This is a genomic window from Haloparvum sedimenti (assembly GCF_001462205.1).
Lineage (GTDB): Archaea > Halobacteriota > Halobacteria > Halobacteriales > Haloferacaceae > Haloparvum > Haloparvum sedimenti.
Window position 1 is genome coordinate 81209 of the sequence record NZ_LKIR01000126.1, and the last position, 14165, is coordinate 95373.

The following is a 14165-nucleotide window of genomic DNA, read 5'->3' on the forward strand; positions in this document are numbered from 1 at the left end:
TGGGGCGACTCGACGGAGATGGTCGACCTCATCGAGTCCATCGCGCACCGTGAGGGCGACCTCGCGGACCTGCTCGCGGAGGGCGCCGAGCGCGTCGCCGACGAGGTGGGCGCACACGACAACAAGCTCTCCGTCAAGGGCCAGACCATCCCCGCCTACGACCCGCGCTGCATGAAGGGCATGGGCATCGCGTACGCCACCTCGAACCGCGGCGCGTGCCACCTGCGGGCCTACACGCCCGCGGCCGAGATCCTCGGCGTCCCCGAGAAGGTCGACCCCTACGAGTGGGAAGGGAAGGGCGAGCTCACCGCCACCTTCCAGGACCTGCACGCGGTGTCGGACTCCTTCGACATCTGCAAGTTCAACGCCTTCGCGGAGGGGATCGAGGAGTACGTCCTCCAGTACAACGGCATGACCGGCCGCGACGTGACCGAGGACGAGCTGTTCGAGGCGGGCGAGCGCGTCTACAACCTCGAGCGCTACTACAACAACCTCGCCGGCTTCGACGGCGACGACGACACGCTCCCCAACCGCTTCCTCGACGGGCACCCGGACGCGATCCCGGGACAGGGCGCCAGCGAGGGCGAGCTCTGCGAGCTCGACGAGATGAAGGCGGAGTACTACGACCACCGCGGCTGGGTCGACGGCGTCGTCCCCGACGAGAAACTGGACGACCTCGGCATCGGCGTCGGCCCCGGCACCGGCGTCTCCACGGGCGGCACCGGCGCGCCCGCGGACGATTGATCGACCGGGACCGACCTTTCATCTCGACATTTTTCTGCGTCGGGTTTGCGCGGCGCGAGCGCCGCGCTCACCCATCTCCCCGAGCTCTGCTCGGGGATCAGCGAGACCCGTCGGGTCTCGCAAGCCTTGAACAATGTCGATCAAAAAGGGGCCGCGGTCGGCGCTGCGGGCGCTTCGCGCCCTCGCGCCGCCGCGGTACCACGACGTCGACAGAAAACTGCCCAGCGACAGCAACGCATCAGCACCGCGACCGCATCAGCACCGCAACCACAGCTACAAAAAACCTCACCGCACAACGACAGTCGACGGGGGAATGGGACTGAATCGGTCGCTCGACGAGGTCTCGACGTTGATCGGGGCGTTCTGAAACCGCCACTATCGCCGCAAGCGCTAATCGGCTCGGCGGAGAGGCAATGGGTATGTCCCTCTCGCGTACGGTCACCGTTCTCGGCGTCGGCCTGACAGCGTTCCTCGTCGCCACCGCCGTCGTGACGGAACTCGCGGCGTCGGCCGTCGAGTTCTCGCTGTTTCTCGGACTCCCCGCGGGCCTCGTGGCGGGAGTCGTGGCGGCCGGACTCGCTCATCGCCGTCTCTCCCGCGTTGCGTCGCCCCCGGTGCGGGGCGCGTTGGCCGGCGTCGCCGCGGTGAGCTACGCCGCGCTCGCGCTGTTCGCGGTCCGGTACGCCGTCTCCGCGGCGCGGCCCTTCCTGTCGACCGCGACCGTGGTGATCGTCGCGGTGGCGGTCGGCGCCGCCGTCGGCGTCGCGGTGAACCTGCACGTGCGTCGCCGTGAGAACTCGTTCGACTGAACGCTTCCGCCGTATCGCTTAAGTCCGTACCGTCGGATGGCTGCCGGTATGGGATACTCCCCGCTCACTCTCTCGAAGGCCCTCCGCACGCCGCTCGGGACCGCGCTCGCGGCCCTCTCGGTCATCGTCCTGGTGTACAGCGTCTTCATACGGGCGCGCATCCTCGCCGGCGTGCTGTTCGTCGCGCTCGTCGCCCTCGGCTTCATCGCCTACCGACTGCTCGCGGCGGTCGAGGCGGTCGCCGACGGCCATCAGCGCCTCGCCGACGCCCGCGAACGCGAAGCGTTCACGCGGTCGTCCGGCGCGCCGGACTCCTCGATCGACGAGGATGCCGCCGACGAGGACGCCCGAGCCTGACGGACACGGGGCGTCGCGGGGATCGACTGCCCGCGGTCAGAAGTCGGCCGCGACGCTCGTCTGCATCCCGTCGGTGTTGAACGCGCTCCCGGCACCGGCGTCGTCGAGGACGATCAGGCCCGCTCCGGAGCCGGTGATCTCGCCGAACTCGGCGAGCGCGCGGTCGGCGGCCCGCTGCGCGCTCGACCCCTCCTCCAGATACCGCACCGCCCGCCGGGTGAGCGTGACGCGCGCGATGTCCTCGCCGGCTCCCGTGGCGCTTGCGCCCCCCGCCGGCGAACAGAAGAAGCCGGAGCCGACCTGCGGTACGTCCCCGACCCGGCCCGCGAGCGCGAACGACCGTCCACCCGTCGAGGTAGCGGCCGCGAACGTCTCGCCGTCGAACGCGACCGCGCCGACGGTGTCGTGGTCGGGCGCCTCGCGCTCGTCGCGCCCCCCGCCGGCGCGGTCGGTGACGCCCGCTCCGTCCCCGCCACTTCCGCCGGCCTGATCGCTCCCGGACCCGAACCGCTCGTGCAGCCAGTCGAGGTGCTCGCGCGGGCCGCCCTGTGGCGGGTTCTCCTCGGCGAACCGCTCGCGCTTCTCGGCGGTCAGCAGGTCCACGCCCGTCTCGACGCCGAACTCCGCCGCGAGGTCGACCGCGTGCTCGCCGGAGACGAACACGTGCGGTGTCTCCTCCAGCACGACGCGCGCCGCGGAGACGGCGTGCTCGACGCCCGGCATCGAGCAGACCGCCCCGACCGCGCGGTCCGAGGTCATCAGGCCCGCGTCCGTGCGCACGACGCCGTCGGACTGGACCGCGCCGCCGACGCCGGCGTTGAACCGCGGGTTCGTCTCCAGCACCCGCACCGCCGCCTCGACCGCGTCGAGCGGACGCCCGGCCTCGGTCCCCGTCGCCGCCGCCTCGTCAAGGACCGCCTGTCGCGGCTCCGGCTCGTCCGGGCTCCCGCCCGCGCCGCCGTGAACGATGACTCGCATACGCAGGAGGATTCGTGGGACGGGGTTAAGCCTCGGGGAAGCGGTCGGGGCGGCCGGGTCGAGCGGTCACCGACGGCGGCCTGTCTGGTCGGGCCCAGCCCGCGGAAGCGCTATCCCTGTGAACGACTACCACCGCATATGCCCTCGACGCTGATCCACGCCGGGTTCGCGGCGCTGCTCGCGGCGGCGCTGCTGACGGACGACTTCGACGCTCGCGCGCTGGCGGTCGTGGTCGGCGCCGCGGTCGTCCCGGACCTGGACACGTTCATCGGGCTGTGGTTGATCGACGGCGGTCACCGCGCCGTGCTCCACAACCTGCTGGTCCCCTCTGTGCTGCTCATCGCGGCGTGGGTCGACGTACGGCGCGGAGCCGACTCACGGATCCTGGCCCGCTGGGGGCCGGGAGGCTGGCGGCTCGCGTGGGTGAGCCTCTTCGGCGGCTGGATCGTCGCGGCCGTGCTGCTGGACGCCTTCTTCAACGGCGCGAACCTGTTGTGGCCCGTCCACGACGAGTTCATCGACCTGTCAGGACACCTGCTGATCTCCGACCAGCGCGGCTTCGAGCAGACGTTCATCGAGTTCGAGCGGACCGCCGACGGCGGGACCGCGGTCGGGAGCGACCATAGCCGCGGGTCGACCGGGGAGCAGCACTACTGGACCTACGCGGACATGGGCCCGGACGCGGACGAGGACACCGAGCGGATCGGCTACGTCTTCGACCGCGGGACGTACATGGTGATCGCGCTGGCGGGCTACGCGACCGCGGGCTTCCGGCTGTTGGAAGCGCGGCGAGGCGAGTGAGGAACTCGACGCACGCGTCCGTTTGCGGCAGTCTTCGCGGTCGGGAGCAAAAGCGGCAGGCACTTTAGGGCGCTCCAAGAAGCCACGAACGTTCATGAGCTACGACAAGGTCGACGTGCCCGAAGAGGGCGAGGCGATCACCCTCGCCGACGAGGAGACGGGCGAGCTGGACGTGCCGGCGAACCCGATCATCCCGATCCTCCACGGTGACGGTATCGGGACCGACGTCGGTCCCGCCGCCCAGAAGGTGCTCGACGCCGCCGCCGAGGCGACCGGCCGCTCCATCGCTTGGATGCGCGTGTACGGCGGCGAGAGCGCCCGCGAGAAGTACGACGAGAACCTCCCCGACGACACCGTCGACGCCATCCGCGAGTTCCGCGTCGCGATCAAGGGCCCGATGACGACGCCGGTCGGCTCCGGCTTCCGTTCGCTCAACGTCGCGCTCCGCCAGACGCTCGACCTGTACGCGAACGTCCGCCCGACCTACCACCTCGACGGCGTCCCGTCCCCGGTGAAGAACCCCGAGGAGATGGACATGATCACCTTCCGTGAGAACACGGAGGACGTCTACGCCGGCATCGAGTGGGAGGCCGGCACCGACGACGTCGAGCAGGTCCGTGACTTCCTCGAGGACGAGATGGACGTGGCCGACGTCATCCATGACGGCCCCGTCGGTATCGGCGTCAAGCCCATCTCCGAATACGCCTCCAAGCGGCTCATCCGCGAGGCGTACGACTACGCGCTCGCGAACGACCGCGACTCGGTGACGCTCGTCCACAAGGGCAACATCATGAAGTTCACCGAGGCGCAGTTCCGCGACTGGGGCTACGAGCTGGCCGAAGAAGAGTACGGCGACGAGCTCATCACCGAGGACGAGCTGTGGGACGAGTACGACGGCGAGCAGCCCAACGACACCGTGGTCGTCAAGGACCGCATCGCCGACAACATGCTCCAGCAGCTCCTGACGCGGACGAGCGACTACTCGGTCATCGCGACGATGAACCTCAACGGCGACTACATGTCCGACGCCGCCGGCGCCCAGATCGGCGGCCTCGGCATCGCGCCCGGCGTCAACTACGGTCACGGCCGCGCGCTGGCCGAGCCCGTCCACGGCTCCGCGCCGAAGTACGCCGGTCAGGACAAGGTCAACCCGACCGCGATGATCCTCTCCGGCCGCGAGATGCTCGACTACCTCGGCTGGTCCGACGCCGCGGACCTCGTCCGCGACGCCGTCGAGGAGACCATCTCCTCCGGCAAGGTCACCTACGACCTCCACCGCCAGATCGAGGGCGGCGAGAAGCTCGCCACCTCCGAGTTCGCCGAGGCGGTCGTCGACAACATCGAGAAGCTCGCGTAGACGGCATCCGGCGTCCGATTCGCCCGCTTTTTTGAAACGCTGCAACGCTGCGAAGCTGCTGACGACGCGTCGTGATCCCCGCCGCGACGCGGAGTCAAACGGACCCGAGACCGCGCCCCGTAGCGGGGAGCTGCCGGTGGGGCCCCTGCGAACCGCCCGTCAGTCGTCCGTCTCTTCGGCCTCCGCGAGGTGCTCGCGGATCGCTTCCTCGTCCAGCGCGTCGAGCACGCGGTCGGTGCCGACCGTCTCCACGAAGCGCCGGAGACCGCGCTCGGCCAGGTCCTCGACCTCCTCGGGCGTCCGCCGTGTCTCGAAGGCGCGGTCGATGTAGCGCTCGCGGCGCTCCCGGTGTTCGGGGGTGTCCGTCTCGCCTTCGGTCTCGTTGTCGAACCACTCGCGCCAGCGGTCGCGTTCGGCCCATTCGCCGGAGAACTCCGAATCCTGACGGAGCCAGTCGTAGTGGTCGACGACTTCGCCGGTGAACCCCTCCTCGCGCCGCCGGTCGGCGATCAGACCGCGCGCGACGTGCGCGCCGTTGCCGGCGGCGACGACCGCCTGCGCGCTCCGGTCGTCCGCGGGCGAGGCGACGTAGAGCCCCGTCACGTCGGTCCGCCCGTCCGCGTCCGGGTAGGTCGGGTCGAACCGCTCCTCCACCTCGCCGTGATGCTCCTGTTCGGTGAACATGTCGCCCTCGTCGAGGGGGCGCAGGTAGGAGCCGTCGTACCACGAGGCGGCCACGACGCTCTCGGCCGTGACGGTCGTCCCCTCGTCCGTCTCGACGACGAACCCTTCCTCGGAGCGGTCGACGCGCTCCACCAGCTCCGCCTCGATGGTCGCGCCGGCCTCGCGGACGTGCTCGTCGAGGAGGTCGCGGAACGCGTCGACCGGGATCCCGCCCGGGAAGCCGGGGTAGTTCTCCAGGTACGCACAGCGCGGGAGCGCCGCGTTGCCGCGGTCGAACACCAGCGTGTCGAGGCCGTACCGCGCGGTGAAGACCGCGGCCGCGCTGCCGGCCGGCCCGCCCCCGACGACCACTACGTCTCGGTCGGCGCCGGACCCCTCCCGATCGCTCTCGGCTTCGGCGTCGCCCACGTCAGAACTCCCCGTTGACGATGGCCGCGACGCGGTCGCGGTCGAACAGTTCCTCGCTCCCGAACGCGTCCGGGTACAGCGCCTGCGCGGCGCGTTCGAGCTGGAACATGTGGACGACCGGCCCCTGATAGGTGACGCCGCCGTAGACCACGCGATCGTTCTGTACCGCGGTGAGCTCGCTGGCCACGTCGTGGGACTCCAGGTGCGAGCGGATCTCCTCGTCGAAGTATTCCGGGGTGATCTCGCCCTGCAGGCGCACGGCGAGCGCGTCGGGGTCGATCTCCAGTAAGGTCTCGTAGTCGATCGTCGCGCCGCCGGCCTGCGCGTCGGTGACCCCGTGCTCCGCCAGCGCGTCGCCGACGCCGAGGTCGCGCCAGTGCTTCGACTGGGTTCCCTCGCCGATCAGGTACGGGTAGTACGACTCCGGCGGCACCTGCTCGGGGTAGACGACCGCCACGTCCGGGCGGTCCTCGGGGAGCCGCGACTCGACGTCCGCGATGACCTCGTCGTGGTAGGACGCGAACGCCTCGTACCGCTCGCGCTCCTGAAAGACTTCCGCGAGCTTCTCGAAGGCCTCGTAGAGGTCGTAGTACGGGTAGTCGTGCCAGTCGTAGACGTGGGAGAATATCGTGTTGCCGAGGAACGGGCCGACGTTCTCGTCGATCTCGGCGACCTCGTCGCGGCTCCACTGCAGCCGGTTGACCATGAAGTTCGGGTCGATGACGTGGACGTCCGCGTCGAGCTCGTAGAACGCCTCCTTGTCGGTGCCGTTCTGCCACAGCTCCACGAGCGACTCCTCGTCGACGGAGACGCCCGGCAGCTCCTCGTAGAGGTGCGACGCGAACCGCGCCTTCACGCCGACCGCCGCGAGCCCGTCCGCCTGCCCGAGCGCGACGCCCATGTCGGCGTAGTCGCCCGTGTACGGGAACCACGTCTCCGGAACCGACTCGAACGCCACGGTCCCGACCGGCTCCATCGTCATCTCGTAGGCGCCCTCGTCTCCCGCCTCGACGTCCGTCTCGGTCGGCGTCTCCGGCGCGTCGGTCGGCGTCGGTTCGGCTTCAGTCCCCTCCGGCTCCGCCGACGGATCCTCACCGCTTCCGGTACAGCCCGCGAGCGCGCCGGTCGCGATGGCCCCACCGAAGGCGAGGTACCGTCTGCGCGTCGGTCCGTCGGTGCTGTCGTCTGACGACATATCTTTTAGGCCTGCCTAAAACCCTATATCGGTTCCGATCCGCGGAGCACGGTGGCGGAACGCGACCGGTCGTCGAGAACGCCGCCCGCAGGGTCCTCAGTCCCGCTAGTCCTGCCAGTCGGGGTTCGGCCGCGGCGGCGAGAAGATGTCGTAGCCCTCGACCGGAATTTCCGTGTCGTTGCGCGCGGCGTGGGGCTCGTCGCCGGGGATGACGTAGGAGTCGCCCTCGTGGACCAGCAGCTCCTCGCCGTCGACGAGGAACGTGAGCGTGCTCTGCGTGATGACGCCCGCCTGCTCGTGTTCGTGGCTGTGGACGGGGACCTCCGCGCCGGGCGCGATGGTGAATCCCTGCACGCTCGTCTCCTCGCCGGTAGCCTCCTGCGTGAGGTGGACCCCGGGGACCGCCTCCACGGGCTTCGTCTCGTCCTCGTGTACGATGTCCATACGGGTGGAGGGAGGCGGGACGGCATAAAGCTCCGGGCGCGAACGGGGACCCTACTGGTCCGGACCGCGCCGGTCGGAACGCCCCGGTCGACTCTCTCTACGGCGTTTTTCTGTAACTGCCGTTGATCCTGCTGGTCTGGTCAGCAACGCCCGAAAAGCCCCACCCGACTCTCCCTGCTACTGATCGGGATCTGGTGCAGGTGCTGCTGATCTTGACAGCAACATCCAGAAAGCCCAGCCGGATCGATCCGGCTGCCCCTTTCAGTCCCACCCACCGCACCGCGACCGCACCGCGACCGCACCGCGACCGCACCGCAACCGCCCCGCGACCGCACCGCAACCGCCCCGCGACCGCACAGCAGCCTCGCACCTCCCCAACCTCGGCCGCGGGCCGGCCGCGGAACAGCACCGCACCGCAGGCGGCCGGCCCGCGACCTCCCTCGCGCGGTCGCGGCGACACGCTCCGCGGTCGCCGCGGCGCGCGCCAACAGCACAGCACCGCGACCGCACCAGCACCGCGACCGCACCAGCACCGCGACCGCACCAGCACCGCACCAGCACCGCACCAGCACCACCCTGCACACCGCCGCCGGCCCGCGAGGGCAGACCCACCGTAAGGTTCCGGTCCCGTGCACCGCGACCACCGGGGCTTTATCGCCGCGCGTCGAAGCGCGGTCCGAGCCGTGGCCTTCCTCGAGAACCTCCTGCTGGTGACGCTCGCGGGGCTCGTCACCGCGCTCGCGACCGGGCTCGGCGCGATCCCGTTCTTCTTCGTCCGGGACGTGAACAACCGGATGAACGTCGTGCTCTGGGGGTTCTCCTCCGGGATCATGATCTCCGCATCGCTGTTCGGACTGCTCCGGGAAGGGCTCGCTGAGGGGACGCCCGCGGAGCTCGCTGTCGGCATGGCCGCGGGCGTCCTGCTCGTCGTGTCGGCCCACAACGTCATCACGAACGCGGAGGTCGACCCGCGCCAGTACGAGGAGGCGGACTTCAAGAAGCTGCTCCTGATCCTCGGCGTACTCACGGTCCACAGCTTTCCCGAGGGGATCGCGGTCGGCGTCTCCTTCGCGGACCTGGGCATCGAGGGCGGGACCACCATCGTCGGGTTCACCGTTCCGGTGCTCGCGGTGTTCATGACCGTCGCCATCTCGATCCACAACGTCCCGGAGGGGACCGCGATCTCCATCCCGCTGCGGGCGATGGGCGTCTCCCGCTGGAAGATGGTCTGGTGGGCGGTCTTCTCCAGCCTGCCCCAGCCGATCGGCGCGGCGGTCGCGTTCACCTTCGTCCGCCTCGCGCGGGATGTCCTCCCGTACGGCTTCGGGTTCGCCGCGGGCGCGATGATCTACCTCGTGCTCACGGAGTTCGTCCCGGAGGCGATGGAACTCGGCGCGGAGCTCCCAAGCGGCGGGAAGCCGGAGTTCGTCGGCGGCGCCGTCGCCGGCGCGCTGCTGATGGTCCCGCTGAACTTCGTCTGACCGCGCCGACCACCGCGCGGTCGGAGGGCTGTCCCGGTCACCACCGGCCGCCGCGCTCCCGAGGGTTGAAAACCGTTGCCGCGAAACGCCCGTCCATGTACGCGGTCGTCGGCTGCAACGAGTGCGCGACCATGTGGCTCGTCACGGACCCGGAGACGAGCGAGACCGCCCAGTGCCCCCGGTGCGGGAAGACCCATCGCACGGCGAAGCTGAAGCGCTTCTTCGAGTCCGAGGACCGGACGGCTGCCCAGCAGGCCCGGTCGGCGCTGCTCGCGAAGAAACACGACGCCAGCGAGGCGTTCGCGGAGGTCGACCACGTCGCGGACCTGGAGGCGCGCGTCGAGGAGGCGGGCGTCGACGACGACGAGTACCTGGAGGCGTCGGGGCTCGACACGGACGCGGTCGCGGCGGCCGGCGAGCGCGCGGAGCGCGGCGAAGGGCGGTCGAGCGGCGACTCGCGCTCGCGGACGGAAGTCGTCCGAGACGCCGTCGAGGACGCCGAGGATCCGACCGCGGAGGCGATCGTGGACCTCGCGAGCGAGCACGGCGTTCCCCCCGAACGCGCTCGCGAGATACTCGACCGCCTCACGCGACGGGGGGAGCTCTCGGAGTCGCGCGGCCGCTACCGGGTGCTGTAGCGAGGTGTGACGATTCCGAACGGATCGGTCATCGGACCCATCCCGGACAGACACACGGCACGCGTGCGTCTGACTCACGTTTATGCCCTGTCATTGTCTATTGTTACCACGATGATCGGCGGGCGTCGCGCGCTGGGGCTGACGGGAGCGGTCCTCGGAGCAGCACTGCTCGGCGGGGGTGCGGTGGCGTTTCTGGACCCGGCGCCGACGGCGGTCTCGGTAGTCCGATTGGCGCTCGCCGTCTGCGGCGCCGCGTTCCTCGCCGCGGCCGCCGCCTACGCTCGGGACGGATACGGGGTGCAAGCCGGAACGCATCTGCTCGCGGGGGTCGGGTTCGTCGTCGTCGCCGCGGTCCCGGAGGGGCTCGGCGCGCTGGTCGGGCTGCTGTGTCTAAGCACGGGGGGGTTCCTGCTGGTGCGCGACGTGGTCGGCCGGCGCATCCCCCGGTCGCGCACCGGACCGTCGGGCCGGCGGTGAGGAGTGCGGGCGCCGTCAGCGGCCGAGGTCCGCGTGCGCCGAGGAGAGGTGCCGCGAGCCGAGCGCCGACAACAGGGAGAGTTCGCCCGCGAGCGCGCCGGTCGCGATTGCCTCCGCGAGCGCGTCCGCGTTCGCGCCCGCGGGGTCGCCGCCGCCGCGGACGCCCAGCACCTCCAGCCCCTCGGCCTGGGTGGGGAGCTTCGTGCCGCCGCCGACGGTCCCCACCTCGAGGCTGGCCAGCGAGACGGAGACGTAGAGGTCGCCGTCGTCGGTCACCTCCGCGGTGGTGATGGCGTTCGCCCCCTCGACGACCTGCGCCTCGTCCTGGCCCGTCGCGAGGAACATCGCCGCCACCGCGTTGGCGACGTGCGCGTTGAAGCCGAGCGACCCGGCCTTCGCGGAGCCGACGAGGTTCTTGCGGGTGTTGATCTCCGCGACCGCGCCGGGCGTGGTGTGGAGTCGCTCCTCGACGACCTCCCGGGGGATCGTGGCGTCCGCGGTGACCGAGCGTCCCCGTCCCTCGACGGCGTTGACCGCGGCGGGCTTCTTGTCCGAACAGAGGTTACCCGAGAGCGCGACCAGCGAGGCGCCGGTCTCCGCCTCCACCACGTCGCAGGCCTCGCCCGTGGCGATGGTGGCCATGTTCATCCCCATCGCGTCCTTCGTGTCGTAGCGGAACCGCAGGTAGACGTTGTTGCCGACGACGTACGGCGTCACGTCGAGCAGCTCGCCGTGGCTCGTGGTCGCCTCCGCGGCCTCCCGCAGCGCGGCCTCGTTGTCTCGGACCCACGAGACGAGCGCCTCGGCCTCGGCCACGTCCGCGACGCGGAAGACGGGGGCGCGGGTCATCCCGGACTTGGTCACGCGGGCGGTGGCGCCGCCGGCGGCGTTGATGACGGAGCAGCCGCGGTTGATCGAGGCGACCAAGGCCCCCTCGGTGGTCGCCATCGGGAGGTAGCGCTCGCCGGCGAGCGCGCCGCCGTTTATCCGGACCGGTCCCGCGACGCCCATCGGCACCTGCACCGCGCCCACCATGTTCTCGATGTTGGGGTCGGCGTCGGCGGCGTCGAAGGCGTACGCGCCCGCAGTCTCGAGGTCGGCCCCGGACTGCTCGGCGACGATGAGGCGGCGCGCCGCGGTCGCGGTGTCGGCGTCCGCGTGCTCCTCCAGTTCGTGCAGGCGCAGGTCGCCCTCGCGCACGCGGGCGGCCAGGTCCTCGGCGGTGGTCATGCGCGAGTGTGGTTCCGGCGACCGTTAAGGCGTGTCGGTTCGCGGAACCGGTGCGGTGGACCCACTCGGCGCCGGTCCGGGTCGCTACCTTCAAGGTCTCCCTGGGGGACTCAAGGGGTATGGTGCTCGACTTCCTCGGCGACGAAGACGCGCTCACGTGGCGGCGGGCGGCGATCATCGGCTTCACCTTCATCGCTCTCGTGGTGCTGGCGGGCATCGCGCTCGTCGTCTTCCGCGGGGCGTTCGAGGGGATCTTCTGACGCGGTCCCCGACCTCGCGGCGCGGTCCGGCAACTGACGGTTCGGGAGGCGGCCGTTGCCGAACCGCCCGCTTCCCGAACCGTTAACCTCCGCGGCCCCCGCCCCGGAGGTATGAGCGCACCCGCAGACCGGGTCTTTCTCGACGGCGAGGTCCACACCCTCGCCGACCCCGACGAGACGCACGAGGCGGTCGCCGTCCGCGACGGCGCGGTCGTCCGCGTCGGCGACAGCTACGACGTGTCCTTCCTCGCCGGCGCCGAGACCGACGTGGTCGATCTCGATGGCCGCGTCCTCCTCCCGGGGTTCGTCGACGCGCACACCCACCTCACCACCGTCGGGCGCTACCTCGTCCACGCCGACCTCTCCGGGGCCGACTCGCCGGGCGACGCGGTCGACCTGCTGGCCGAGCGCGCCGCCGAGTGCGGTCCCGACGAGTGGGTGCTCGGCTACGGCTACGACGAGTCGACGTGGACCGAGGCGCGCTACCTCACGCGCGCGGACCTCGACGCCGTCGACGACGACCGCCCGGTGGTCGCCTTCCGCGAGGACATGCACGTCGCCTCCGTGAACTCCGTCGTGCTGGACCGCTTCGCGGACGAGGTGCCCGCCGACTGTCTCCCCACGGAGAACGGCGAGCCGACCGGCGTCCTGCTCGAGGAGGGGATCGACCCCGTCTACGAGGCGGTCGAACCGGGCCCGGCGGAGACGCGCGACATCGTGGAGGCCGCGCTCGCGGACTGCGCGGCGAAGGGGATCACGGGCTTCCACGACATGGTCCGCAACTCCCACGCCCCCCGCGTCTACCGCGACTTGGACGAGGAAGGCGAGCTGACAGCGCGCGTCCGGATCAACTACTGGACCGACCACCTCGACGCGCTCGCGGAGACCGGACTGACGACGAACGCCGGCTCCGAGTTCGTGCAGGTCGGCGCGGTGAAGTCGTACACCGACGGGAGCTTCGGCGGCCGGACCGCGAAGCTCTCTGAGCCGTACGAGGATGCCCCCGCTGATGCCGAAAACGCCACCGGCCAGTGGGTCGTCGACCCCGAGGAACTGGCCGAGCACGTCGCGGCCGCGACCGCCGAGGGGTTCCAGTTCACCGCCCACGCCATCGGCGACGTGGCCATCGACGCGGTGCTGGACGCCTACGAGACGGCCGCCGAGCCTCCGGCCGCGGACCCCGGCGAGGCCCGCCATCGCGTCGAGCACGTCGAGCTCGCGAGCGACGAGGCCATCGAACGCCTCGCGGCAACCGGGGCGGTCGCGAGCGTCCAGCCGAACTTCCTCAAGTGGGCGGACGCCGGAGGACTCTACGAGTCGCGCATCGGAGACCGGACCGCGGAGACGAACCGCTACCGCGACCTGCTCGACGCGGGGGTCCACCTCGCGTTCGGCTCGGACGGGATGCCGATGGACCCGCTTCTCGGCGTCCACTGGGCGGTCAACGCGCCCGCGGAGGCGCAGCGGCTGTCGGTGACCGAGGCCCTGCGCGCGTACACCAGCGGCGCAGCCTACGCCGGGTTCGACGAACACCGACTCGGAACGGTCGAGCCGGGTAACCGGGCCGATTTCGCGGTGTTGGAGGCTTCACCGTGGGAGAACCCCGAGGGGATCCGGGAGATGGACGTGACGATGACGGTCGTGGACGGCGAGGTCGTCTACGAACGATAATCGCGGTCGGCCGCCCCGACGATCCGTCGCGAGTCAGAAGTCGGTCGTCCGCTCGCCGGCCCGGATCGTCGTCTCCAGCCAGTTCTCCTCCGGCGGGAGCGGACAGGAGAACGTCTCGCTGTACGCGCAGAAGGGGTTGTACGCGAGGTTGAAGTCCAGCGTCACGGGGTCGCCGTCGGAGAGCTCGCCCTCCGGCTCCAGCTCCATGTACCGGCCGTGGCGGTACGTCTCCTGGCCGGTCGTCTTGTCGCGGAAGGGGACGAAGAGCCCCTCGCCGTCGTCGCTCTCTTGTCTGTATCCGGCGAGTTCGTACGTCTCGCCGTCCAGTTCGAACGTGAACGTCACGACGCGGAGGTAGCGGACCGGCGCGCCCGCGGTCGTCTCCATCTCGACCGGCTCGGGGTCGTCGTGGACCGTCGCGACCGCGGCGACGCGGTACGCCTCGTCGGGGTCGAAGTAGTTCAGGCCCGAGAAGTCGTCCCGGTGCTCGGGCGGGATCGGCGACTGGGGGTGCTCTGCGAAGAAGTCGTCCTTCTCCGCGCGGTTCGCGACCAGTTCGTCGGCGTACTCGCTCATACTCCTCGATCCGGTCGCCAGCGGTTTCAGACGTGTGGTCCGCGTCGGAGCGACG

General features: G+C 70.7%; 17 protein-coding genes. 11 read left to right on the forward strand and 6 right to left on the reverse strand.

The annotated features are described in order from the left end of the window. From AN233_RS18050 to AN233_RS09815, 4 genes are all read left to right on the forward strand, one after another. Nucleotides 1–744 (forward strand): aldehyde ferredoxin oxidoreductase C-terminal domain-containing protein (locus AN233_RS18050; protein WP_245626048.1); only part of this gene is annotated, 744 nt, incomplete at its 5' end. A 133-nt stretch (nt 745–877) separates the two neighbouring features. Then, nucleotides 878–1111: a hypothetical protein gene (locus AN233_RS17700; protein ID WP_218055078.1), complete on the forward strand. Its 234-nt coding sequence runs from the start codon at nt 878–880 to the stop codon at nt 1109–1111. 52 nt (nt 1112–1163) lie between these two features. Then, nucleotides 1164–1553, forward strand: a complete 390-nt coding sequence (locus AN233_RS09810; RefSeq protein ID WP_080508421.1) for a hypothetical protein — start codon at nt 1164–1166, stop codon at nt 1551–1553. 48 nt (nt 1554–1601) lie between these two features. Next, nucleotides 1602–1910, forward strand: a complete 309-nt coding sequence (locus AN233_RS09815) for a hypothetical protein (protein ID WP_058366602.1) — start codon at nt 1602–1604, stop codon at nt 1908–1910. 36 nt (nt 1911–1946) lie between these two features. Here the strand turns inward: AN233_RS09815 and AN233_RS09820 are convergent, their stop codons facing one another. Beyond that, nucleotides 1947–2888, reverse strand: a complete 942-nt coding sequence (locus AN233_RS09820) for an isoaspartyl peptidase/L-asparaginase (RefSeq protein WP_058366603.1) — start codon at nt 2886–2888, stop codon at nt 1947–1949. 138 nt (nt 2889–3026) lie between these two features. Between AN233_RS09820 and AN233_RS09825 the strand changes: the two genes are divergently transcribed. Both AN233_RS09825 and icd read left to right on the forward strand, forming a co-directional pair. Beyond that, nucleotides 3027–3689: a metal-dependent hydrolase gene (locus tag AN233_RS09825; protein ID WP_058366604.1), complete on the forward strand. Its 663-nt coding sequence runs from the start codon at nt 3027–3029 to the stop codon at nt 3687–3689. Between the two features lie 94 nt (nt 3690–3783). Continuing rightward, nucleotides 3784–5046, forward strand: coding sequence for an isocitrate dehydrogenase (NADP(+)) (gene icd / locus AN233_RS09830; RefSeq protein WP_058366605.1), 1263 nt, complete (start codon nt 3784–3786; stop codon nt 5044–5046). Between the two features lie 159 nt (nt 5047–5205). Here icd and AN233_RS09835 read toward each other — a convergent pair whose 3' ends face one another. From AN233_RS09835 to AN233_RS09845, 3 genes are all read right to left on the reverse strand, one after another. Then, nucleotides 5206–6138: an FAD-dependent oxidoreductase gene (locus tag AN233_RS09835; protein WP_058366606.1), complete on the reverse strand. Its 933-nt coding sequence runs from the start codon at nt 6136–6138 to the stop codon at nt 5206–5208. A 1-nt stretch (nt 6139) separates the two neighbouring features. Then, nucleotides 6140–7333, reverse strand: coding sequence for an ABC transporter substrate-binding protein (locus AN233_RS09840; protein WP_058366607.1), 1194 nt, complete (start codon nt 7331–7333; stop codon nt 6140–6142). 105 nt (nt 7334–7438) lie between these two features. Further along, on the reverse strand, nt 7439–7777 hold the full coding sequence (locus AN233_RS09845) for a cupin domain-containing protein (RefSeq protein ID WP_058366608.1): 339 nt from the start codon (nt 7775–7777) through the stop codon (nt 7439–7441). Nucleotides 7778–8460: 683 nt separating this feature from the next. Between AN233_RS09845 and AN233_RS09850 the strand changes: the two genes are divergently transcribed. From AN233_RS09850 to AN233_RS09860, 3 genes are all read left to right on the forward strand, one after another. After that, nucleotides 8461–9258: a ZIP family metal transporter gene (locus AN233_RS09850; protein WP_058366609.1), complete on the forward strand. Its 798-nt coding sequence runs from the start codon at nt 8461–8463 to the stop codon at nt 9256–9258. Between the two features lie 95 nt (nt 9259–9353). Further along, nucleotides 9354–9896, forward strand: a complete 543-nt coding sequence (locus tag AN233_RS09855) for a DUF5817 domain-containing protein (RefSeq protein WP_058366610.1) — start codon at nt 9354–9356, stop codon at nt 9894–9896. A 111-nt stretch (nt 9897–10007) separates the two neighbouring features. Next, entirely contained in the window at nt 10008–10373 is a 366-nt protein-coding gene (locus AN233_RS09860; RefSeq protein WP_058366611.1) for a hypothetical protein, read from the forward strand. A gap of 15 nt (nt 10374–10388) precedes the next feature. Here the strand turns inward: AN233_RS09860 and hmgA are convergent, their stop codons facing one another. Then, the gene (gene hmgA, locus AN233_RS09865; RefSeq protein ID WP_058366612.1) at nt 10389–11603 is read right to left on the reverse strand and encodes a hydroxymethylglutaryl-CoA reductase (NADPH); all 1215 of its coding nucleotides are present in this window, start codon (nt 11601–11603) and stop codon (nt 10389–10391) included. A gap of 119 nt (nt 11604–11722) precedes the next feature. Here hmgA and AN233_RS17340 point away from each other — a divergent pair, with 119 nt between their 5' ends. Continuing rightward, nucleotides 11723–11863 carry a hypothetical protein gene (locus AN233_RS17340; RefSeq protein WP_176696674.1) on the forward strand — a complete coding sequence of 47 codons (141 nt, stop codon included), beginning with the start codon at nt 11723–11725 and terminating at the stop codon, nt 11861–11863. Between the two features lie 111 nt (nt 11864–11974). Next, nucleotides 11975–13534, forward strand: coding sequence for an amidohydrolase (locus tag AN233_RS09870; RefSeq protein WP_058366613.1), 1560 nt, complete (start codon nt 11975–11977; stop codon nt 13532–13534). Nucleotides 13535–13567: 33 nt separating this feature from the next. On the opposite strand, the gene AN233_RS09875 is transcribed toward AN233_RS09870, so the two are convergent. Continuing rightward, nucleotides 13568–14110 (reverse strand): DUF1684 domain-containing protein, encoded by a 543-nt coding sequence (locus tag AN233_RS09875; protein WP_058366614.1) that lies wholly within the window; start codon nt 14108–14110, stop codon nt 13568–13570. Nucleotides 14111–14165: the final 55 nt, after the last annotated feature.